21 protein-coding genes and 2 tRNA genes are annotated in these 19,605 nt (G+C 48.1%); 14 read left to right on the top strand and 9 right to left on the bottom strand.

Annotated features, from left to right (window positions below):
* The first annotated feature begins 43 nt into the window (after nucleotides 1-43).
* The 4 genes from HMPREF3090_RS08140 to HMPREF3090_RS08125 all read left to right on the top strand — a co-directional run bounded on the left by HMPREF3090_RS08140 (nucleotide 44) and on the right by HMPREF3090_RS08125 (nucleotide 2,985).
* Nucleotides 44-117 (top strand) — tRNA-Asn (locus HMPREF3090_RS08140).
* A gap of 17 nt (nucleotides 118-134) precedes the next feature.
* Nucleotides 135-207, top strand: a tRNA-Thr gene (locus HMPREF3090_RS08135).
* Between the two features lie 133 nt (nucleotides 208-340).
* Nucleotides 341-1,696: a GntP family permease gene (locus HMPREF3090_RS08130; protein ID WP_067973774.1), complete on the top strand. Its 1,356-nt coding sequence runs from the start codon at nucleotides 341-343 to the stop codon at nucleotides 1,694-1,696.
* A 194-nt stretch (nucleotides 1,697-1,890) separates the two neighbouring features.
* On the top strand, nucleotides 1,891-2,985 hold the full coding sequence (locus HMPREF3090_RS08125) for an aminotransferase class I/II-fold pyridoxal phosphate-dependent enzyme (protein WP_070486437.1): 1,095 nt from the start codon (nucleotides 1,891-1,893) through the stop codon (nucleotides 2,983-2,985).
* A 60-nt stretch (nucleotides 2,986-3,045) separates the two neighbouring features.
* On the opposite strand, the gene HMPREF3090_RS08120 is transcribed toward HMPREF3090_RS08125, so the two are convergent.
* The 6 genes from HMPREF3090_RS08120 to HMPREF3090_RS08095 form a co-directional block, all read right to left on the bottom strand.
* Nucleotides 3,046-3,648 carry an ABC-2 transporter permease gene (locus HMPREF3090_RS08120; RefSeq protein WP_067973780.1) on the bottom strand — a complete coding sequence of 201 codons (603 nt, stop codon included), beginning with the start codon at nucleotides 3,646-3,648 and terminating at the stop codon, nucleotides 3,046-3,048.
* Complete coding sequence (locus HMPREF3090_RS08115; protein ID WP_067973783.1) at nucleotides 3,629-4,513, bottom strand: ABC transporter ATP-binding protein; 885 nt, start codon at nucleotides 4,511-4,513, stop codon at nucleotides 3,629-3,631. Before HMPREF3090_RS08115 ends, HMPREF3090_RS08120 begins: the two co-directional genes overlap by 20 nt.
* On the bottom strand, nucleotides 4,510-4,896 hold the full coding sequence (locus HMPREF3090_RS08110) for a GntR family transcriptional regulator (RefSeq protein ID WP_067973786.1): 387 nt from the start codon (nucleotides 4,894-4,896) through the stop codon (nucleotides 4,510-4,512). The genes HMPREF3090_RS08115 and HMPREF3090_RS08110 overlap by 4 nt, the downstream gene beginning before the upstream one ends.
* A gap of 295 nt (nucleotides 4,897-5,191) precedes the next feature.
* The gene (locus tag HMPREF3090_RS08105; RefSeq protein WP_067973789.1) at nucleotides 5,192-5,389 is read right to left on the bottom strand and encodes a type II toxin-antitoxin system antitoxin; all 198 of its coding nucleotides are present in this window, start codon (nucleotides 5,387-5,389) and stop codon (nucleotides 5,192-5,194) included.
* Between the two features lie 2 nt (nucleotides 5,390-5,391).
* Nucleotides 5,392-6,417 (bottom strand): SPFH domain-containing protein, encoded by a 1,026-nt coding sequence (locus HMPREF3090_RS08100; RefSeq protein ID WP_210382197.1) that lies wholly within the window; start codon nucleotides 6,415-6,417, stop codon nucleotides 5,392-5,394.
* A 212-nt stretch (nucleotides 6,418-6,629) separates the two neighbouring features.
* Complete coding sequence (locus HMPREF3090_RS08095) at nucleotides 6,630-6,938, bottom strand: hypothetical protein (protein WP_067973791.1); 309 nt, start codon at nucleotides 6,936-6,938, stop codon at nucleotides 6,630-6,632.
* Nucleotides 6,939-7,057: 119 nt separating this feature from the next.
* Between HMPREF3090_RS08095 and HMPREF3090_RS08090 the strand changes: the two genes are divergently transcribed.
* From HMPREF3090_RS08090 to HMPREF3090_RS08045, 10 genes are all read left to right on the top strand, one after another.
* Nucleotides 7,058-7,351, top strand: a complete 294-nt coding sequence (locus tag HMPREF3090_RS08090) for a GNAT family N-acetyltransferase (protein WP_067973794.1) — start codon at nucleotides 7,058-7,060, stop codon at nucleotides 7,349-7,351.
* 86 nt (nucleotides 7,352-7,437) lie between these two features.
* The gene (locus tag HMPREF3090_RS08085) at nucleotides 7,438-7,866 is read left to right on the top strand and encodes a universal stress protein (RefSeq protein WP_067973799.1); all 429 of its coding nucleotides are present in this window, start codon (nucleotides 7,438-7,440) and stop codon (nucleotides 7,864-7,866) included.
* 260 nt (nucleotides 7,867-8,126) lie between these two features.
* Nucleotides 8,127-9,023, top strand: coding sequence for a LysR family transcriptional regulator (locus HMPREF3090_RS08080; RefSeq protein WP_067973802.1), 897 nt, complete (start codon nucleotides 8,127-8,129; stop codon nucleotides 9,021-9,023).
* Between the two features lie 672 nt (nucleotides 9,024-9,695).
* A complete protein-coding gene (gene amaP, locus HMPREF3090_RS08075; protein ID WP_067973805.1) occupies nucleotides 9,696-10,274 on the top strand; it encodes an alkaline shock response membrane anchor protein AmaP in 579 nt (192 codons plus the stop codon).
* 17 nt (nucleotides 10,275-10,291) lie between these two features.
* A complete protein-coding gene (locus HMPREF3090_RS08070) occupies nucleotides 10,292-10,507 on the top strand; it encodes a DUF2273 domain-containing protein (protein ID WP_067973809.1) in 216 nt (71 codons plus the stop codon).
* Between the two features lie 79 nt (nucleotides 10,508-10,586).
* Complete coding sequence (locus HMPREF3090_RS08065; protein WP_067973813.1) at nucleotides 10,587-11,036, top strand: Asp23/Gls24 family envelope stress response protein; 450 nt, start codon at nucleotides 10,587-10,589, stop codon at nucleotides 11,034-11,036.
* Nucleotides 11,037-11,296: 260 nt separating this feature from the next.
* Nucleotides 11,297-11,878 (top strand): DJ-1 family glyoxalase III, encoded by a 582-nt coding sequence (locus tag HMPREF3090_RS08060; protein ID WP_067973816.1) that lies wholly within the window; start codon nucleotides 11,297-11,299, stop codon nucleotides 11,876-11,878.
* A complete protein-coding gene (gene yidD / locus HMPREF3090_RS08055; RefSeq protein WP_067973820.1) occupies nucleotides 11,871-12,182 on the top strand; it encodes a membrane protein insertion efficiency factor YidD in 312 nt (103 codons plus the stop codon). The genes HMPREF3090_RS08060 and yidD overlap by 8 nt, the downstream gene beginning before the upstream one ends.
* Nucleotides 12,183-12,854: 672 nt before the next feature.
* Complete coding sequence (locus HMPREF3090_RS08050) at nucleotides 12,855-14,585, top strand: ABC transporter ATP-binding protein (protein ID WP_070486433.1); 1,731 nt, start codon at nucleotides 12,855-12,857, stop codon at nucleotides 14,583-14,585.
* Nucleotides 14,582-16,378 carry an ABC transporter ATP-binding protein gene (locus tag HMPREF3090_RS08045; protein ID WP_067973828.1) on the top strand — a complete coding sequence of 599 codons (1,797 nt, stop codon included), beginning with the start codon at nucleotides 14,582-14,584 and terminating at the stop codon, nucleotides 16,376-16,378. Before HMPREF3090_RS08050 ends, HMPREF3090_RS08045 begins: the two co-directional genes overlap by 4 nt.
* A 681-nt stretch (nucleotides 16,379-17,059) precedes the next feature.
* On the opposite strand, the gene HMPREF3090_RS08040 is transcribed toward HMPREF3090_RS08045, so the two are convergent.
* The 3 genes from HMPREF3090_RS08040 to HMPREF3090_RS09925 form a co-directional block, all read right to left on the bottom strand.
* A complete protein-coding gene (locus tag HMPREF3090_RS08040) occupies nucleotides 17,060-18,307 on the bottom strand; it encodes a peptidase U32 family protein (protein WP_067973831.1) in 1,248 nt (415 codons plus the stop codon).
* 25 nt (nucleotides 18,308-18,332) lie between these two features.
* Nucleotides 18,333-19,253: a peptidase U32 family protein gene (locus HMPREF3090_RS08035; RefSeq protein WP_067973834.1), complete on the bottom strand. Its 921-nt coding sequence runs from the start codon at nucleotides 19,251-19,253 to the stop codon at nucleotides 18,333-18,335.
* A gap of 116 nt (nucleotides 19,254-19,369) precedes the next feature.
* The coding region (locus tag HMPREF3090_RS09925) for a hypothetical protein (RefSeq protein ID WP_210382194.1) at nucleotides 19,370-19,605 on the bottom strand (236 nt) is incomplete at its 5' end.

The following is a 19,605-nucleotide window of genomic DNA, read 5'->3' as shown; positions in this document are numbered from 1 at the left end:
GTTGCCCCCTGTGAGACTAGGACGCTGCCGCGCAGTTCATTATTCCGCAATAGCTCAGTTGGTAGTAGCGCTTGACTGTTAATCAAGATGTCGTAGGTTCGAGTCCTACTTGCGGAGTTTTTCTTTTATAGCTTGCTGCAGTAGCTCAGTCGGTAGAGCGTCGCCTTGGTAAGGCGGAGGTCGTGGGTTCAAATCCCATCTGTAGCTTCATTTAGGGGGCCTAGTTCAAACTAGGTCTTTTTTCTTGCTTTATTGCTTAGTTTAAGCGGTCATGTTCGCAATTTGTTTTTTTATTTGATAGACTAAATTAGAATGGATAACTTAATATAAGGAGATTATTATGGAAATTATTGGATTTATTGGCGTTTTAGCCGCCATCTGTTTGATTATCCTCTTTTCAGCTAAGGGGCTCAATATATTAATCGGAGCTCCTCTAGCGACAATGGTAGTCTTAGTAACGAATCGCATGAATGTACTGGAATGGATGCTCAGTCCTGAGCAGTCTTACCTGGCTTCAGTGGGTAATTTCTTTGTCAGTATGTTCGCACTGTTTATCTTGGGGACGATTCTGTCGCAGTACATGCAGGATTCCCATGCGACGACCTCGATTGCGCGGACGGTCTTAAAGATTGTGGGCCGGGATAAACCTTTTAATGCCCTCTTTGCCCTCGCTGTCATTGGGCTCTTGATTTCTTATGGGGGGATCAACTCGGTGATTGTTTACTTCGCGATTATTCCCATTGCTCACTCGGTCTTTAAGGAACTGGATATTAATTGGCGCTTGATCTGTATCCCTGTCTTCTTAGGGGTGGCGTCAATTACGATGACCATGCTGCCAGGGACCCCTTCACCAACCAATGTTATCCCAGCAGAAGCTCTGGGCACATCAATGACGGCTGGGAAATTGCTCGGTTTCGGGGCGTCGATTGTGGCCTTTATTTATGGGGTGGCCTACATGAAATTCCGCTTGGACAAGAGTTTAGCTAATGGTGAGACCTTCTATTCTTACCTCGAGGATACGGACCAAGAGCTGCCAGACCCTGATGAGTCCGACCTGGATGAAGAGGAAGTGGCTGAGGAAGATATACCACCTTTCTTCTTGAGTATCTTGCCGATGTTGGTCTTGATTGGGATTATCTTTATGTTTAGTGAAGTGACTAATATTGTTGTCATTGCCCTCCTAGTAGCTGTTTTACTCTGTGCTATTTTCTTCAGAAAATATTTGAATTCTTCGGATAAGGAACTCTTGAATGAGGGGGCAGCTGATGCTGTAATGCCAACCCTAGCCATGGGGAGTACAGTGGCATTCGGGACGGTCTTGATTGAGTCGACAGGCTTTAACTTCATTGTGACCTTCTTAAACAGTGTCCTTGCCAACCCAGTCTTACGCTTGACCATCGTGTCCGTTGCCTTGGGGGCTATTACTGGTTCTTCTTCAGGGACAGTGGGGATCTTAGTCAATACGATGGCACCAGAGATTATTGCTGAGGGGGTTGACCCTGTTGTCGTTCACCGGATCTCAGGTGTGGCATCTTCAATCTTTGCTCTCCTTCCCCATGCCGGAGCCTACATTACCTTTAGCTCTCTAACACATCTGCCTCAGAAGTCGACTTATCGTGATTCCTTCGCGATTGTCGGTGGCTGTCACTTCGTTGCTTTAATTACCATGTTAGTGATCACTTACTTCTTTTATTAAAATTAGCCGGCAATCTTTGTCATTGCCTACCTGCACCCTAGCTTATGTCGTGAGCTGGGGTGTTTTTGATTATGATCAAGTTGGAAAATAATTGATCGCTTTTAGCGAACACAGGTGTTCTCTTATTGATCGCTTTTAGCTAAGGATTCCATGCTATGATGAATGATATATATAGAGAACAGGGGCAGATAAATATGAAACACGTTGAAACGATTTTGGCGCAGTTAGGTAACCACAGCGATCCGCGGACAGGGGCAATTAATACACCAATCTATCTCAGTACAGCTTATGCCCACCCACACTTGGGGGAATCGACGGGTTATGACTATGTGCGCACCGCTAATCCGACTAGAGATGTCTTGCAGGCAGGAATTGCAGAGCTCGAAGGGGGCAAATATGGCTTCGCAACGGCTTCAGGGATGGCAGCTATCCAGTTAGTCCTGGAAGGTCTCTTAAAGGCTGGCGACCGGATTGTTACCCTCCAAGATCTCTATGGGGGGTCCTACCGTTACTTCCACCACATGGAAGAATTAGGGGTCTACCAATTTGAATACTGTTTGGACCAGGAAGCTTTGGAGGCTGCCTTGAAGGAAGAGACAGCCATGGTCTTTATTGAAACCCCCACTAACCCCTTGATGGTAGAATTTGATATTGAAGCCATTGCTGATTTGGCCAAGGCAGCGGGCGCGCTCTTAGTGGTCGACAATACCTTCTATACACCGATTATCCAACGGCCTCTGGAACTTGGAGCAGATGTTGTTGTACATTCGGCTACTAAATACTTGGCTGGCCACAATGATGTTCTAGCTGGCTTGGTGGTCTGTTCGCGCGATGACCTCGGAGAAAAATTAGACTTCCAATTGAACACAACGGGCTCGACCTTGAGTGTCTTTGATTCTTGGTTAGTGATCCGGGGCTTGAAGACTTTGGCGCTTCGCTTCAAGCAGCATGAGAAGAATGCGCGGGCTATTGTGGACTACCTGAAGGAAGAGCCCCTAGTGACAGCCGTGAATTATCCTGGCCGTGGGGGGATGTTGTCCTTTGCTATTAAGGATACGGAATTGATCAGTGACTTCCTCCAGGCCCTAGATATTATTACCTTTGCGGAGAGCTTGGGTGGGGTGGAGAGTTTGATTACCTATCCTAAGACCCAGACCCATGCGGATATTCCTGAAGAGGTCCGGCTCTCTTATGGTTTGACCGATGAAATTTTACGGATTTCGACGGGGATTGAATTTGCTGAAGACTTGGTCGCAGACCTCAAGCAAGCTTTTGATGCTGTGCGTTAACTTGCTAGCCAAGTAAAAAGGAAGTCAGAGCGGATGGCTCTAGGCTTCCTTTTTCTATTATTATAGGTCTTTTTGCTGGTAGTATTTGATGGATAGGAAGAGGGAGAGGCCCCAGAGACAAGTGCAGATGAGGTAAAAGGCCATCAGCAAGCTTGTGGTGGAGAGGGATTGGAGCCAGATGATAACCTGCCTACCGCCGTCGAATGTTTTCATGAGCCAGGGGCCGATGGTGAAGCTAGCGAACCAGATGACCATAAAAATCAGCAGGGAGATCCGGCGCCCTAGGAAGAGATGGAGGGGGAAGAAGAGGGCCACGACGAGCAAGCTCAAGAAGAAATAGAAGACGGCTTGGCTGAAAGGATAAGTGGGGGTCAGGAAATTTAGAGCATAGCCAATCAAGAGGAGAGCGGTCGTCGAAGCCATGGCGAAGAGGTAGTGGGCCAGGACATACTGGCTACGGCTGACCGGCAGGGAGTTGTAGAAGACTTGGTCACTGGCGTTCTCAGTGGACAGGCACATGATCGCGCCATAGAGACTGATAAAGGGAAAGAAAGAGGCAGACTTGTCTTCGCTTAAAGTAAAGGTGAAGAAACAAGCGATGAGGAGTAAGACAGCTAAGAACTTCCAAGACTGGAGCCAGTCCTTATAAATCAGTGCTTTCATGAGAATCTCCTTTCACTGTGTGGTACATGATATCTTCTAAGCTAGCCCTTTCAATCATTAGCGCCTGCCCGTAGTTTTCTTTTAGCGCCTGCGTATCTTGACTGAGGGCTTTGAAGCCGTGGGGACTGGTCTGGATGCCTTCTAGGAGTGCTACTATTTCTGGGTCTTCCAAGAGCTCAACAGGCCCCTTAACCAAGCGGTAACGGTCTCTAAGGTCGAGCGTCGAGGCATTAAAGACGACTTGCCCCTGGTCGATAAAGATGATGTAGTCAGCAATCTGCTCGAGCTCTTGGGTATTATGGCTGGAGATCAGAATGCTTGTCTCCCCGTCCAGCATTTCTTCCTGGAGCAGGTCTAGGATTTCTCGGCGCACAATCGGGTCTAAGCCTGAACTTGGCTCATCGAGAATAATTAAGTGGGCATGGTGGGAGAGGGCAATGGCTAGGGCCAGCTTGAATTTCATCCCCGTCGAGAAATCCTTGATCTTCTGGTCGACGGAAAGGCCGAACTGGTCACAATAGCGCGAAAAAAGGCCTGTGTCCCATTGACTGTAGGCCTTTTTGACAATATTCTCTAATTGTTTGATCTTGAAATTCTCAGGGATAGGGTTTTCAGCATAGACAAAACCAATCTGGTCTTTAATGGTAATGGCGTCTTGATCCATGGACCGGCCGAGAACTCGGATAGCCCCTTGGTCGGCATGGATGAGTCCCATGATTAATTGCATGGTGGTGGTTTTCCCTGAACCATTAGGGCCAATGAAACCTGTAATATAACCCTTAGGAATAGCTAAATCAAGCTTACCCAGCTGGAAAGATGGATAGGCCTTAGTCACCCCGTCTAAACGAATGGCTTGGTCTGTCATGATGACGATTCCTCCTCTTCAAAAAGTGACTGTAGTAACTGATAAAGGTCCTTGGCGTTGAGGTCTAGCTTGCGCGCGGTACGGACCGCCTCCTGCAAGTAATGGTCTAATTTCAAGCGCTCTTGTTCCTGTAAGAAGTCCACATTCAAGTGGGCGACAAAGGTTCCCTTGCCTGGTATGGATTGGACGAAGCCCGCTTGTTCGAGCTCTTCGTAGGCCCGCTTGGTAGTAATAATCGACACATTGAGGTCACGGGCAAGTTGCCTTAAGGAGGGCAGTTGCTGGCCTGGTGTCAGGCTGCCCTTGAGGATTTGTCCTTGGATTTCTTGGATAATTTGTTCGTAAATTGGTTGGTCACTGGATGACGACAATAAAATATGCATAAAATCTCCCACTCATATCGTATATATACGGTATATACAGTATAGGTGAAATTTCTCGAGAAGTCAAAGCAAAAGCCAGCAGAAAGTGATGGATGCTCTGCTGGCTTTTAAAACTTTTTTATGCTTTTCTGAGAAATGACTGAGACAAAGATTCCGATCTCTTTTTAAATAGCAAATATTTTTCAAAAACCTGTTCCAAAAGTCAGACCTGACATCCACTTCACGAACTATGTCCAAACGTTGATCAACGCTTGGACATAGTTCGCTCCAGTGGTTCAGGCCTGATCGACTTTTGTCACACTCTCTCAGGTTCGAAGTGGTCGTCCTGGCTTTCGGAGACGTATTTGCCATTTTTCTTGTGCTGTTTGACGCAGGCGGTGAGAAGATATTCGATCTGACCATTGATCGAGCGGAAATCATCTTCTGCCCAGGCTGCGAGTTCTTGGTAGAGCTTGTCGGAAATCCGGAGGGGGACTTGTTTCTTCTTAGCCAAGGCTAGTAGAGGCTCCCTGAATTGACAATGGGTGAGACGTCGTTATTTCCGCATAAGACGACGAGAAGGTTGGAGACCATGGCAGCCTTGCGTTCTTCATCGAGTTCGACGACGGACTCTTCTTCTAGTTTGGCCAGGGCCATATCGACCATGCCGACTGCGCCGTCCACGATCATGGCGCGGGCATCGATCAGGGCGGAGGCTTGTTGGCGTTGGAGCATGGCAGCTGCGATTTCTGGTGCATAGGAGAGGTGGGTGATCCGAGCTTCCAGGATTTCTAGCCCAGCAAATTCCACCCGTTCTTGGATTTCATTCTTGATGCGTTGGGCCACAATTTCCGAAGACCCGCGTAAGGACCCATCGTCAGGTTCGCCGTCCCCGCTAGTATCGATAGGAACGCGAGGATTGACGTCATAGGGGTATTGGCGGATGATATTGCGCAAGGCGGTATCTGTTTGCAGGGAGAGATATTCCTTGAAGTTATCGACATTGAAGACTGCCTTGGCTGTGTCGTTGACCTTCCAGATAACAGCGACACCAATCTCAACTGGGTTGCCCAGATAGTCATTAATCTTTTGCTTGGAATTGTTGAGGGTCATGACCTTCATCGAGATCTTTTTGTCCTGACGATTGAGGTTCAAGCTAATGGCTTCCTTATCTTGGCTGGCCCCGCTAGGTTGCTCACTAACTTCCCCGCTCTGTCCTAACTTGGTCTGGGCCGCTGGGTTAAAAGCCTGGGCGAAAGGGTTGACATAGTAGAAGCCCGCTCCCTTGAGGCTTCCATAGTAGTGGCCAAAGAGGGTTAAAGTCAGGGCTTCTTGGGGCTTAAGCACCTTGAGACCAAGGAGGAAGACCCAAGCGAAGGCGATATAAGCCAGGGCTAGACCAATCACCAAGTTGGATCCAGCCTGGTTACCGTCTTGATTAATGCCCCAAATAAATCCTAGAACAGCAAGCACTAGTAAGACAAAATAAGTGATCAAGACGATCATGCCCTTCTGTTTGCCGACGAGCACCTTCTCTTCGATCTTATCGCTGTGGTCCAACTGTTGGCCCAGCTGGTCAATTTGATTCTGATTCTTCTTCATTTCAACATCCTCCATTCTATTTGATATCATAATGATATCATTTTATAATATACTATGCAAGAAAACCCTTACAAAATAAAAATCCCCTAGTCAATGACTTGGCTAGGGGAAATGGGCAAAATTATGCCAGTATCCGTGTTCTCTTGTAGTTTTTATTCCTGTTGGTAGCGGATAGCAGCTAGTTTGAAGGCTTCATAGCTATCGTAGGGGCTATGGGCCGCTATGATAGGGTCCAGCTGTTGGCTCGGCATGTCCTCCATAGCTTCCAGACTGTCCCTACCGACTTGGGCTAGGAGGTCGCCCTTGGAGACTAGGTCGGAATGAGCCTGGAGGAAGCTGTTGCTGAAGAGCTGGTCCAGCTTGCTGGCATCCACTGGCTCTTTTGTCTTCTTTTTCTTCTGGGCCAGGTCAAAGCGGTCGCCGAAGCCCTTGAGCTGTGTGATATCGAATTTAAATCCCATGTGATCGACTCCTTTCTTCCAGTATAATCACCTGGCTGGTAAAAGCAAGGGAGCAAGGCTCTGGCGAGGCAATTGACTAAAAAGATGTTAGAATAAGACCAAGAAAGGAGCGATGCCTAATGGCTAATGAAATTATCAAAGAGAATAATGCCTATGTGATTCGTTCAGATGAAGGCGAGAAAATCGCTGAAATTACTTATTCCCCAGCTTCCGAGGACTTTGTGATTGCCGACCATACCTATGTGGATGAGAGCTTGCGCGGGCAAGGAATTGCGGGCAAGTTGCTGGACCACCTGGTGGCTGAAATGTCCAAAGAAGGTAAGCAAATTAAGGCTCTCTGCCCTTATGTTGTGCGTAAATTCCAGGAAAATCCTGAAAAATATGACGCCATTAACTTCGATAAGAAAGATTAAGCGAAAGACCTAGAAAGCGCTTGCTTCCCTCTGCTTTTGGGCTATAATTAGGTTAGTAGAAAAAATAGTTCACGGAGGGGATTATAATGAAAGAGATTAAACGTATTCTAGCCCCTGTGGATGGGTCAACACCCGCCAAAGCGGCCTTAGAAGCAGCAGTTGACTTAGCCCAACACCATGGGGCTGATCTGACGATATTGAACGTGATTGATGACTTCGGTGCTTATACGGATGCTAGCGATTATACCAAGCTGAGCGATATCTTATATGACAAGAACCGGATCAAGTTGGAAGAGGATGAAGCTTACGTCAAGTCCCTGGGCTTTGACCGGGCAGAAATTAAGCTGCTCAGAGGCGAAGCCAAGGATGAGATTGTGTCCTATGCTGAGGCCAATGACATCGATCTGATTGTTGTGGGTTCAACCGGTAAGGGCAGCATCCGCCGGGCCCTCTTAGGCTCTGTATCATCCTATATTGTCCGCCATGCCCACTGCGATGTCCTCGTGGTGCGCTGATCGGGGACATTCGGAATTTCGATAAGCACTGTTCGCTTTTAGGTGTCAGTGGCCTAGCTTAGATACTGATAAAATAAGACAAAAAGCTGATGATGACAAGCTTTTGGACCAGATTTTGGTATTTGGCCAAGCCTGATAAAATCACTGATCACGCGCTAATTAAGGGGGCTCCAAAATGGGGCCCCTATTTTTTTGCTTGCGCAAGTGCGCTTATTTTTGTATAGTAAGTGATGATAAGAAGAGAGGCGAGGGGTGCGACAATGAATTTTCATAAATTAAAGTATGTTGTAGTGGCAGCAGATAGTGGGTCCTTCCGGGAGGCTGCCCGCCGCCTGTACATGGCTCAATCCAGTCTATCCACTGCGATTAAAGAATTAGAAGAAGAATACCAGATCCAGATCTTTGAACGGACCAAGCGGGGGATCTATATCACGCCGGAAGGGAGCGAGTTCCTCTCCTATGCCCGGGATATCCTCTCCCAAGTGGATGTCTTGGAGAAGCGCTACCTGGAGCCAACAGGCAAGCAGATTTTCTCGGTGTCGGGCCAGCACTATGACTTTGCCTCCGAGGCCTTCTCCCAGCTGATTGCGGAATCGGACACCTCGCAGACAGACTTCCGTTTGTTGGAAACCTCAACCAAGGAAGTCCTCCACGATGTGCGCTCAGCCTACAGCGAATTGGGCATTCTCTACATGAATCCCAATAACCGTAAAGTCATCCAGCAATACCTGAACCGCCATGAGCTGGACTTCGTGGAGTTGGGTGAATTCTCGGTCCATATCTTTGTGGGCCATGACCACCCCCTAGCGGACCGGGACAGTGTGAGCTTAGAAGACCTGGAACCCTATCCTTCCCTAGGCTTTGAGCAGAAGGAGAGCAATACCCTGCAATTCTCGGAAGAGGTGATTGAAGGGGATAACAAGGACCAGCAGCAGATCATGGTTTCCGACCGGGGGAGTTCTATCAATGTCCTGGTCAATACCGATGCCTATCTGATTGGCTCCGGAATCTTGAGCTCACCCTTCAAGACCATGATGCGGACCATCCCTGTCCGCGACCAGGAACCCAACCATATCGGCTATATCCACGCCAGCTACCGCAAGCAATCCGACCTGGCCAAGCGCTATATCGAGCTCTTGACGGACATGGTGGATTAATAGTATAAGCAAAGTGATGCCCCCAAAACGTGGACTAAGTTTTGGGGGCTATTGCTTTAGCTAATGGGGATTAGATTGCAGCGTCGTAAAGTAAAAGTTAGTGATGAAAGTTGACCAAGTGATACGGAAAATGTTTCAGATATTTGAAAGCGGTTGAGTATTTTGTTATGGTGAAAATGTACAAAGAAGTTAGTGAGGTGTGATAATGAAAAAGGAAACCATATTTTCACCTTTTGCCTTAATCTTTGATATTGGTATACTTGTTTTCTGGATTAGCTTGCAGGTTTACCTAGGATCTACCTGGAAAGAAGCCATCTTCTCTGGATCAACTTGGTTATTCTTTTTGGCTGTTCTATCTTATGTTTCTAGTTTTATCAGGTACCACAAGGGTAAATGATTCATTCTAAGCTTAATCTCTTGAGATGTGCCAAATAATAGACTAGACAGCGATACAGTGCCCCTAAAATTTGGATTCTTAGTCCAAATCTTGGGGGCTTTTCTTATTTCGTGATAACTTCTATGTAAGACATTTTCCTGCTTTTAAGCGAATAGACGCTTTCGATCCCAAAAAATACCCTTTTTGCAAGCGTATAATTTGCTTATTGTGGCTTGTATCCGCTAAAATGAAGGTATTAAGAAAGCAATATTTTGTTTCAGAGTGGAGGGATCTCAATGGGAGGCTTTCGTCGTTTTATCCAGATTGTCGTTACATTAATCTTTATTTTGGCCCTAGTTGCCGCCATTTCCTTGTTCTACCCAATTCCTTACCTATCCGCCTTCGCGATTAGTTACTTAGCTGGAAATTGGACCCTACGTTTGGTTGTGGCCGTGATTTTAGGCCTGCTCTTACTTTATTGTGTCTTCCTGTTCTTCAGAGCCTTATTTGTTGCCAGCAAGCACCGGAGAATGGTGATGGATGCGTCACGCGGGGATATGAATGTATCCAAGCAAGCCATTGAAGCAACAGCTTTGAGTGCCGTGAAGCATGTGGGGAATATCTACTATCCAGATGCTAAGGTGACCATCTACGATAAACCTGAGGATACAGAAATCGATATCCAAGTGAGTGTTGGTGAGATGGATAATGTGCCAATGCTCGGTCAATTGATCCAAGAGCGCGTTCAAGCAGCCGTACAGCGGACCTTGCACCTCGATGTGCACCGGATTGATGTCAAGATTAACCAAGTGAGCCCGGCAGAGAGTCGTCAAGCCAAGCACTTGACCCGGCCAGCGCAACCACGTGTTAGATAGTCAGGAGGAGTCAAATTATGGATAATGAACAAGTAAAGAAAGTTTGGGACCAATACAGTGGTCGGATTATTGGCGCAGTACTCGGCTTTATTTTTGCCCTCTTATGGATGAGCATTGGCTTCGCTGAAACCTTGCTGATTTTTGTGGTAATGGGTGCTGCCTACTGTGTGGGCGCTTACTTCGACGGAGAATTAGATCTTAACGCTTGGTTAAAATTCTTCAATATCAAGTGATATCAGTTTCATTTCTAGGTAATTTTTGTTAGAGTGAAGATAGTGTAAATGTAATAGAATAAGTAAAGGGGAGTTATTAATGTCTGAACAAGTTCAACATCAAAACGAATTAAGCTATGAAGACAAAGTAATCCAAAAAATTGCCAACTATGCGGTACAAAACGTTGATGGCATCTTAGAATTAAAAGGTGGCATGACTTCTGGCATCAAAGGTTTCTTCTCAGATAACGGTGAAGATGAAACCCGCGGCGTAAGTGCTGAAGTTGGTAAGAAAGAAGTAGCTCTCGACCTTGAAGTTATTGGTGAATTCGGTAAAGACTTACGCAAAGCCTTTGACGATACCATTAAAGTTGTAAGCGAAAACGTTGAACACATGACTGGCTTAAAGGTTGTAGAAGTTAATATGCACGTTAATGAAGTTTACACCAAGAGCGATTATGAACAAAACAAGAGCGATAAAGAACGCGAACAAGCAGCACGTCGCCGCAAAGAAGCTAGCGACTACTCTGGTTCTTCACGCGTTCAATAAGATCTATAGTGAAGAGCATGTTAAGTGTTCAATCGAGAAGCTAGGACAAGCAGCCTAGCTTCTTTTCTTTTAGGGAGATAAGTTAGGGATCGCCGTTTCTAGTAGGCTTGATTAATAACAAAAGAATAGTTGTATTATCAGTTAAATTTTGAGCAGGAGTGGAACTTTGAATTTGATAGAAAACTAGAGTAAAGGATAGATTCTCTTAACAAAAATTCTTAGAAGGCCTATAATAAAGTTAAGTAAAGGAGGAATGTATGATGCGTGCAATGATTTTACTTGGAAGAGGTTATGAAGAAGTTGAAGCGCTGACTGTGGTGGACTGGTTCCGGCGGGCGGGGCTTGAGATTGATATGGTCTCGGTGTCGGATGAACTGGAAACAGTAGGTGACCACCAAATTCACATCCAGGCTGATAAGCGTCTGGCCGAGATTGATCCCAGCGATTATGACTTGATTGTGACCCCAGGTGGCATGCCTGCTTCTAAACAATTAGCAGAAGATTCAGCTGTCCTAGAATTGGTCCAAAGCCACCACCAAGCTGGCAAATGGTTGGCTTCAATCTGTGCTTCCCCGCTTATCCTAGAAGCAGCTGGGATTGCTAGTGAAGCGGAAGGAACCTGCTATCCAGGGATCGAAGAGAAGGTTCACTTCAAGGAACATAAGGAAGACTTGGTGGTCGTAGATGAAGAAGCTAAGTTGGTGACTTCCCGCGGTCCAGCTACAGCGACTTATTTTGCCCTCCGCTTAGTGGAAAGCTTTGCCGGTGAAGAGGCCGCTAGTGACTTGAAGCAAGCCTTGCTCCTTGACCGGGTGGAAGCGAGCCTAGTCGATCATGCTTAAGGCTCTTTTCCAGGCTCCCGTTCGTTTCTACCGGGCTTATATTTCGCCCTTATTTCCTGCCACTTGCCGCTACTATCCTTCTTGCTCGGCCTATATGCTGAGAGCTCTGGATAAGCACGGCGCCTTGAAGGGGGGCTTGATGGGGCTGGGGCGGATCTGCCGCTGCCATCCTTTCATTAAAGGCGGCTTTGACCCGGTACCTGACCACTTCACCCTTTGCCGCAACCGGGAGGAGATCTCGGAGGCAGAGCGGGCTCTCTTGATCCAGGCCAAGGCAGAAGAAATGAGCGACCAAGAGCTTTAGAAAATCCTATTATTTTTTTCAAAAAGGGCTTAGGAAAAATTCACACTTAATTCACAGGGGACCCTTATAGTATAAGCATACCCAACAAACCCAAATAAACTTTTCTTCATATCTTTCTCCTCCAAATTGAAAGATATCTGAAAAAGGCTGAGCTGTGGAAAGGCCAGCCTTTTTCTTTTTGTCAGGGTGTGAGGGAGCGTGGTTAGAAGTGGGCCTCTGCAGCGAAGCAACAGAGAAGACTAAAAGTCTTCGGCGACGCTTTGTGAAGAGGAGCCACTTCTGCGCGACCGAACCCGACTAGATAAGGGTGAGAGAGGATGCGGGAGAAAGGGACCTCTGGAGCAAAAAGGCAGAGAAGGCTGCAAGCCTTCGACGTCCTTTTGTGAAGAGGAGCCCTTTCTGCATCCTCGAACCCGACTAGCCCGAACCCGACTAGCCCGAACCCGACTAATACTACGGATAAAGCACAAGACGGCTTCAGCCCTTGTTGATCCACTGAACATTTAAGGACCAATTTCAAAAGCGGAAGGGATGCTCACTAATACGGTGTGGTAAGGCTTCAGGATTTTTTGAGTAAGCAAGCTTGAACTTTTGCTGGTAAGCCCCTATAATGACTAGGCGAGCTAATGTTGATGGCTCCATGATTATTTATAAATGGAGGGGTGTTGCGCTTTGAAGTTTATTTGGAAATATCTGAAGAAATATCCTGGCGACTTATTGATGTTGTTTCTAGGCATGGCTGCTTTTGTAGCGGTGACTCTAGGCCTACCAACTATGGTCGCTTTTATTATTGACCACGCCATTGTGGCAGGCAATATGTCCGTCTTTTACCGTTATATGGCCTATATGGTGGTCTTTGCCTTAGTTGGGGTAGTGGGCCAGTTGATGGCTTCTTACTTTATTAGTAAGATCGTCAACGATATGACCATGAAGATCCGCAATGACGTTTATGCGAAGATGCAGTCGCTGTCGCACCATGAATTCCAAGAATTAGGGGTGCCGTCGCTGACGACACGGATCACAACGGATGCCTTTATTCTTTTACAATTTACCCAAATTATGTTGCGAACAGGTATGACATCGCCCTTGATGATTGCGACGTCTATTTTTATGATTACGACCATTTCGCCAGCCCTGGGTGCTTATATTATTCCGATTGTACCGATTATCCTCCTCTTGGTCCTCTTTATGACCAAGCTCACCCTGCCTATCTCAGAAGACCAGCAGGAAAGTTTGGACCGGATCAACCAGAGTTTGCGTGAGAATATTACGGGGACCAGGGTTGTGCGGGCCTTTAACCGCCAGGGCTATTTTGAGAAGCGCTTCGCCAAGGTGGCCAGTCTCTACAAGCAGCTCACCAAGAAGCTCTTCAAGTTAGTGGCTGTGACGCCTTCTGTTTTTAGTTTTCTCATCAATGTTACCATTATTATGATTATGCTAGTGGGGTCACGTTATATTGAGCAAGGCCAGCTCCAGGTGGGGAATCTCTTCGCCTTCATTGAGTATGCCTTCCACATCTTAATTTCTCTGATGCTTTTTGCCAATATTTATATGATGTACCCCCGGGCTCTCGTTTCGGCGGGCCGGCTCCAGGAAGTCTTGGATACGCCAATTACGGTTGAAAATCCTGACCAGCCTGTGATGGAGACCGATGGCAGTGGGCGTTTGGAGTTCCGCCATGTGGACTTTGCCTATCCAGACGCCAGAGAGCCTGTCCTAAGAGATATTTCCTTTAGCTCTAAGGCAGGGGAAACGGTGGCCTTTATCGGGTCAACGGGTTCGGGGAAATCAACCATTGTGAAGTTGATTCCACGTTTCTACGATGTGACCAAGGGGGCTATCCTCATCGATGGGGTGGACGTCAGAGACTTAGACCTTACTGTCTTAAGGGATAAGATTGGTTTTACCCCGCAAAAAGCCAACTTATTTACGGGTGAAATCGCAGACAACCTCCGCTATGGGAAAGAAGATGCTACGGAATATGATATGGATGAGGCGACTTCGATTGCCCAGGCCCGTGAATTTATTGAACGCCTGGAGACTCGCTACCATACCCACCTGGCTGAAGGGGGAAGCAACCTCTCCGGTGGGCAGAAGCAGCGCTTGTCTATTGCCCGGTCCATTATCGGAGGACGGGAGATCTATATCTTCGACGACTCCTTCTCCGCTCTCGACTATAAGACCGATGCGGCCGTCCGCCAAGCCCTCAAGGAAGAGACCAAGAATGCGACAACCATTATTGTGGCTCAGCGTGTGGGAACTATCATGCATGCGGACCAAATTATTGTGCTCGACCACGGGGAGATTGCGGCACGAGGCACCCACGAGGAACTTCTGAAGACCTCTCCGCTCTATTACGATATTGCCTCATCCCAACTTAGTGAGGAGGAATTGGCTCGATGAAATCAACTGAATTAATGAAGCGTATCTGGTACTATCTGCGCCCCTACCGTCTGCAGTTCTATCTGGCCATCCTAGCGACTGTCGTGATGTCGGTCGCCAATGCCTTGGAACCCTATGTTCTTGGCCTGGCTATTACGGAAGTGGCCAATAATGTCATCGACATGGTCAAGGGGGTGCCGGGAGCTGGGATCAACTTCCCTTACTTGGTCCGGATCCTAGTGATTTATTTAATCCGCGGCCTTTTCTTCCAGGCTGGCCAATACTTGGGGATTTACTTCTTAACCAATGCTACCCAGGATGCCATGTACGATCTGCGCTTGGATATTTCGCGCAAGGCCAACCAATTGCCGGTTGCCTACTTCGACCAGAACCAGACCGGGGATATCCTCAGCCGGATGACCAATGACGTGGATGCGATCTCTAACGCCATGCAACAGTCCGCTATGCAGCTCTTTATCGGGGTCTTACAGATTTCCCTAGCGATTATCTCCATGCTGCTTTTGGACTGGCAATTGGCCCTGATTAGCTTGGTGATGTTACCGGTCAGCTATTTGGTGGCACGGCGGGTAATTCATTACTCCCAACCGATCTTTAAGGAACAGGCGGATGCTTTGGGCCATCTCTTTGGTTATACCCAAGAAAACTTATCCGGCTTTACCGAGATTAAGGTCTACAACCGCCAGGAAGAATCAATTAAGGAATTCCAGCACCGCAACAAGCAATTGCGCGATATCGGCTTTAAATCGAGTTTCTTGTCTACGATTCTCCAACCCTTGCTCAGCTTTATCTCCAATATTTCTTACATTGTCATTACCTTCTTCGGGTCGCTGAAGAGCTTCCACGGCACATTGACGGTCGGGAACCTCCAAGCCTTCTTGAACTATGTTTGGCAAATTAACCAACCTATTAACCAAATTACCGAACTGTCCGGTCTGATCCAGAGCGCCTTTGCAGCAGGTGGGCGGATCTTTAGCTTCCTGGATGAGGAAGAAATCAGGACAGCTGGCGAAGACCAGACCTTGCCTCGGCCGGTTAAAGGGCATGTGCGTTTTAACCATGTTCGCTTCGGCTATGATCCTGAGAACCCGCTGATGAAAGATGTGAACTTCGAAGTGCAACCAGGGCAAATGATTGCCGTGGTTGGGCCGACCGGTGCCGGGAAGACGACCCTGATCAACCTCTTGATGCGCTTCTATGATATTGATGGAGGCAGCATTGAACTGGACGGGGTGAATATCCAGGATGTTTCCCGTGAAGACCTGCGCCGGAACTTTGGTATGGTCCTCCAGGATGCTTGGCTCTTCAATGATACGGTGATGGAGAATATCCGCTTTGGGAACCTGGAGGCGGGCGACTATGAGGTGATTGAAGCGGCTAAGGTGGCTAATGTGGACCACTTTATCCAAACCTTGCCGGGGGGCTATCAGATGGAAATTAATGAGGAAGCCTCCAACGTCTCGCTCGGGCAGAAGCAGTTGATGACCATCGCTCGGGCGGTGATTGCGGATCCGAATATCCTGATCCTCGATGAGGCCACCTCCTCCGTCGATACCCGCTTGGAACAGCTGATCCAAGAGGCCATGGATAAGATTATGCAGGGGCGGACTTCCTTCGTTATCGCCCACCGCTTGTCGACTATCCGCAATGCTGACATGATTCTCGTGATGCAGCAGGGGGATATTATCGAACACGGGACCCACGATGAACTCCTGGCCAAGGGTGGCTTCTATGCTGATCTCTACAACAGTCAGTTCAATGAAGAAACCGCGACGGAAATTCATATGGGTTACTAGGGGGACTGTGCGTTAAAAGTCGTGCCCCCTAAAAAGCCAAAAAGCTCCGAATTCCAAGATTTGATTGACTTGGATTCGGAGCTTTTTAGTTTGGCTTCTTTAGTAAGTGGTGGAGGTGAGCTGCTATTTGGTTGTTGGAGTTGGCTTGATGCTTTGCACTTAGAGGATGGTTGGGTCTTGGCTGCTGGAGAGTCCCTGTGTGTCTGCTAACTTGTGAATGAGCCTTCCGTTGGCGACTAGGCTGGGATCGGCTAGCGAACAGGGCTTCTATTAGAAAGTAGGGTCGCGTCAACTTGCAAAGGAGGCTCCGCTTAGCAAGTAGCTTGGTGGCAATTAGCGAAGAGGCCCCCTGTTTAGCAAGTTGAAGCTCTGCTCGGCAAGCAGCCTGGGCTCTTCCATAATGAAAACAAGCTAGCAAGAGTCTTGCTAGCTTGTTGGTCCTTATTTTAGTGGGAATTGGCTTGGCAATCCATATTCGGGCCTTTTTAGTGTGGGTTGATCATCCTCAACCCACACTCCTGGTGCTTGTTTCAAGCTTGGTCATTGCCAAGCCACACTTTCGTGGTCTGATTATGGATTGTACCTTGCCAATCCACAGTGCTAGGTTCTGAGTGTGGGTTGGAAGCTGCCAACCCACACTCCCGATGTCTATTTAAAGGTTGAATGCCTTTGCTCACACCCTTATCTTTCTTTTCGGATCATGTCGTGGGCTTTGACGGGTTGGTTGACTTTCATGCTGATGATTTGCATGGCGTGGGGGGCGCGGTCGATGGATTGGCCGTCTTCGTCGCGCATGGCGGTGAGTTCTTGTTGGAAGTGGCGCATGCCGGGGCCGTAGAATTCGATGAGGTCGCCGACGCCAAAGTTGTTTCGCTGTTGGATGGTGGCGATTTGGCTGTCTGGGTCATAGTCTAGGACTTCGCCCACGAATTGGTAGCGGGGGATCCGGCGGCGCTTGCCGAAGAGTTGTTCGTTCTCAGTTGGGCGGCCATAGTAGAAACCGGTTGCTAGTTCACGTTGGGCTGATTTCCAGAGTTCGTCAATCCATTCTTGTTGGACTTGGTAGTTATCGGGGTCTTCCAGGTAGGCATCGATGGCTTTACGGTAGACATTGATGACGGTGGAGACGTAGTGGATGGACTTCATCCGGCCTTCGACCTTCAAGGAGTCGATGCCGTTCTGGATGATATCAGGAATGTGGTTGATCATGGAGAGGTCAACGGCTGACATGGCAAAAGGTTCATCGATATCCGTGCCTTCTTCACCCTTGCCGACCATGTAGCGGTCACCGAGCTTGGGCATGTCATAGAGGCCATATTGCCAACGACAGGATTGGCAGCAGCCGCCCCGGTTAGCGTCGCGGTGGGCCATGTGGTTGGAGAGGGTACAGCGTCCCGAATAGGAGATACACATGGCGCCATGGACGAAGGCTTCAATTTCGACATTGGTTTTTTGGCGAATTTCAGCGACTTCAGCCATGGAGACTTCCCGGCCCAGTACACAGCGGGTGAGACCGGCATCTTCCCAGAAGTTCAGGGTTTCATAGTTGACGGCAGATTGCTGGGTCGACAGGTGCATTTCCAGGCCTGGCGCGTCGCTGGCACAGATTTGCATGAGGGCAGGGTCGGAAATAATGACCGCATCGATACCGATATCGCGGATGGTGCGGAAGAATTCGCCAGCGCCTTTTTCATCGCCGACGTGGGTGACCATGTTAGAGGCCACATAAACCTTGGCATTGTGTTTGTGGGCATAATCAACGGCTTCACGCATTTCGTCGAAGTCGAAGTTGCCTGCCCGACTTCTTAAGCCGTATGCCTCGCCGCCGATATAGCAGGCATCGGCGCCGTAGTGGATAGCAATTTTTAATTTTTCAAGGGTCCCGGCTGGTGCTAGGAGCTCGGGACGTTTTAATTCACTTTGTGTCACACTGATTTCCTTTCTAGTTAAGTGCTTATTGGACAGTATCCTTGTCGAAGAGGAAGAAGCCAGTCGAAAGTTCGCGGTTTTCTGGATGAAGCTCGCGCACTTTTTGGTCGAGCTGGAGGGCATAGGCATCATTCCATTGGCCAGCCTCAATCGCATCGCGGGCCTGGGCAAAGAGGCGGTTGATGTCGACAAAGGCTTGGCCGGGGCAGTAGATGCCGTCCGCATACCAGTGTTGGATGCCGGCTTCTTGGAGGTCGTCCAGGTACATCATGAGGTCCAAGTCGTTGTTGGCGAAGATATGGGTGCCGTGGTCGTCTTCATAGATGGAATAGTGGGTCTCGTCCTTCTTGGGTTCGGAGAGGAAGAGCTCGTGTTCGGCGACCTCGGTCTTGTCCTTGCCGACAAAGTTAAAGTAGTTGTCAAGGAGCATGCGGCCGCTCTGGTGGATGCAGGAGGCACCGTAAGTTTGGACCATAAGTGGAATCTTGGCATCCCGGGCCATCTCAGTTAGTTCGACATAGGGAACTTCCCGGGCCACCAGGGCGCCGACCGCACCGTACTGGGCCCAGAAGTTAACTTGTCCCGGACTAGTTACAAGGACAGAGGCGTCGTAGATATAAGGCATGCGGTAGGCTTCTTCTTTGAGGATTTGGATCAGACCGGTGTCGCCAACCATGAGTAAGTCAGCGCCCATGCCCTTGACCGCAGTCAGATAGTCGCGGGCCCGGTCGATCTTGTCATTGTGGAGGATAGCATTGGCTGCGACAATCACCTCTTTGCCTGCTTGGTGCGTGATGCGGATCATTTCAGCCATTTCTTCCCGGTCAAAATATCCCGGCAAGCGGAGGCCGTAGCTGCTTTCGCCAATGACGAGATAGTCGACGCCGGCTTCCAGCAGGGCTTGACCTTGGCTCAAGGATTCAGCTGTCGCAATCAATTTAATCATTCGTTTCTTTCCCTCTTTCTTCATTATAGTACACATCTCTACATTTTAAGTTCAAAAGCAATAAATGTCTAGGCCTTTCCGCAAAAGTTGGGGAAATCTTAGTGAGAAAGCCAATTTTAAAGGGCAGTGGCTATGAAAAAAACAAGACTGCTTATGATAGTGTGCTGGAGAGCATCCGTTACACTTTCGAATTTGATTGTTAAAGAGAAGAAAAGTTCATTTAAAAAGCCCTGGGCTACTCGTTGAGGAGTGAACCAGGGCTTCTTTGTAAAGAATTGTATTGATGAGCATCCGTTTCGCTTTTGAAGTTGGTCTTTAAATTTCAAAGGTTCAAGAACGGCTAGCGCCGTCT

The sequence above is a fragment of the Aerococcus sp. HMSC23C02 genome, from assembly GCF_001806805.1.
GTDB lineage: Bacteria > Bacillota > Bacilli > Lactobacillales > Aerococcaceae > Aerococcus > Aerococcus sanguinicola.
Note: the sequence above shows the minus strand (reverse complement) of the source record. Positions and strands in the feature narration are given on the sequence as shown.

What these genes read in the sequence shown, in the direction of transcription:
- HMPREF3090_RS08130 (WP_067973774.1), top strand. Translation starts at nt 341, where the DNA reads ATGGAAATTATTGGATTTATTGGCGTTTTAGCCGCCATCTGTTTGATT.
- HMPREF3090_RS08125 (WP_070486437.1), top strand. Translation starts at nt 1,891, where the DNA reads ATGAAACACGTTGAAACGATTTTGGCGCAGTTAGGTAACCACAGCGAT.
- HMPREF3090_RS08120 (WP_067973780.1), bottom strand. Translation starts at nt 3,648, where the DNA reads ATGAAAGCACTGATTTATAAGGACTGGCTCCAGTCTTGGAAGTTCTTA.
- HMPREF3090_RS08115 (WP_067973783.1), bottom strand. Translation starts at nt 4,513, where the DNA reads ATGACAGACCAAGCCATTCGTTTAGACGGGGTGACTAAGGCCTATCCA.
- HMPREF3090_RS08110 (WP_067973786.1), bottom strand. Translation starts at nt 4,896, where the DNA reads ATGCATATTTTATTGTCGTCATCCAGTGACCAACCAATTTACGAACAA.
- HMPREF3090_RS08095 (WP_067973791.1), bottom strand. Translation starts at nt 6,938, where the DNA reads ATGGGATTTAAATTCGATATCACACAGCTCAAGGGCTTCGGCGACCGC.
- HMPREF3090_RS08090 (WP_067973794.1), top strand. Translation starts at nt 7,058, where the DNA reads ATGGCTAATGAAATTATCAAAGAGAATAATGCCTATGTGATTCGTTCA.
- HMPREF3090_RS08085 (WP_067973799.1), top strand. Translation starts at nt 7,438, where the DNA reads ATGAAAGAGATTAAACGTATTCTAGCCCCTGTGGATGGGTCAACACCC.
- HMPREF3090_RS08080 (WP_067973802.1), top strand. Translation starts at nt 8,127, where the DNA reads ATGAATTTTCATAAATTAAAGTATGTTGTAGTGGCAGCAGATAGTGGG.
- amaP (WP_067973805.1), top strand. Translation starts at nt 9,696, where the DNA reads ATGGGAGGCTTTCGTCGTTTTATCCAGATTGTCGTTACATTAATCTTT.
- HMPREF3090_RS08070 (WP_067973809.1), top strand. Translation starts at nt 10,292, where the DNA reads ATGGATAATGAACAAGTAAAGAAAGTTTGGGACCAATACAGTGGTCGG.
- HMPREF3090_RS08065 (WP_067973813.1), top strand. Translation starts at nt 10,587, where the DNA reads ATGTCTGAACAAGTTCAACATCAAAACGAATTAAGCTATGAAGACAAA.
- HMPREF3090_RS08060 (WP_067973816.1), top strand. Translation starts at nt 11,297, where the DNA reads ATGCGTGCAATGATTTTACTTGGAAGAGGTTATGAAGAAGTTGAAGCG.
- yidD (WP_067973820.1), top strand. Translation starts at nt 11,871, where the DNA reads ATGCTTAAGGCTCTTTTCCAGGCTCCCGTTCGTTTCTACCGGGCTTAT.
- HMPREF3090_RS08045 (WP_067973828.1), top strand. Translation starts at nt 14,582, where the DNA reads ATGAAATCAACTGAATTAATGAAGCGTATCTGGTACTATCTGCGCCCC.
- HMPREF3090_RS08035 (WP_067973834.1), bottom strand. Translation starts at nt 19,253, where the DNA reads ATGATTAAATTGATTGCGACAGCTGAATCCTTGAGCCAAGGTCAAGCC.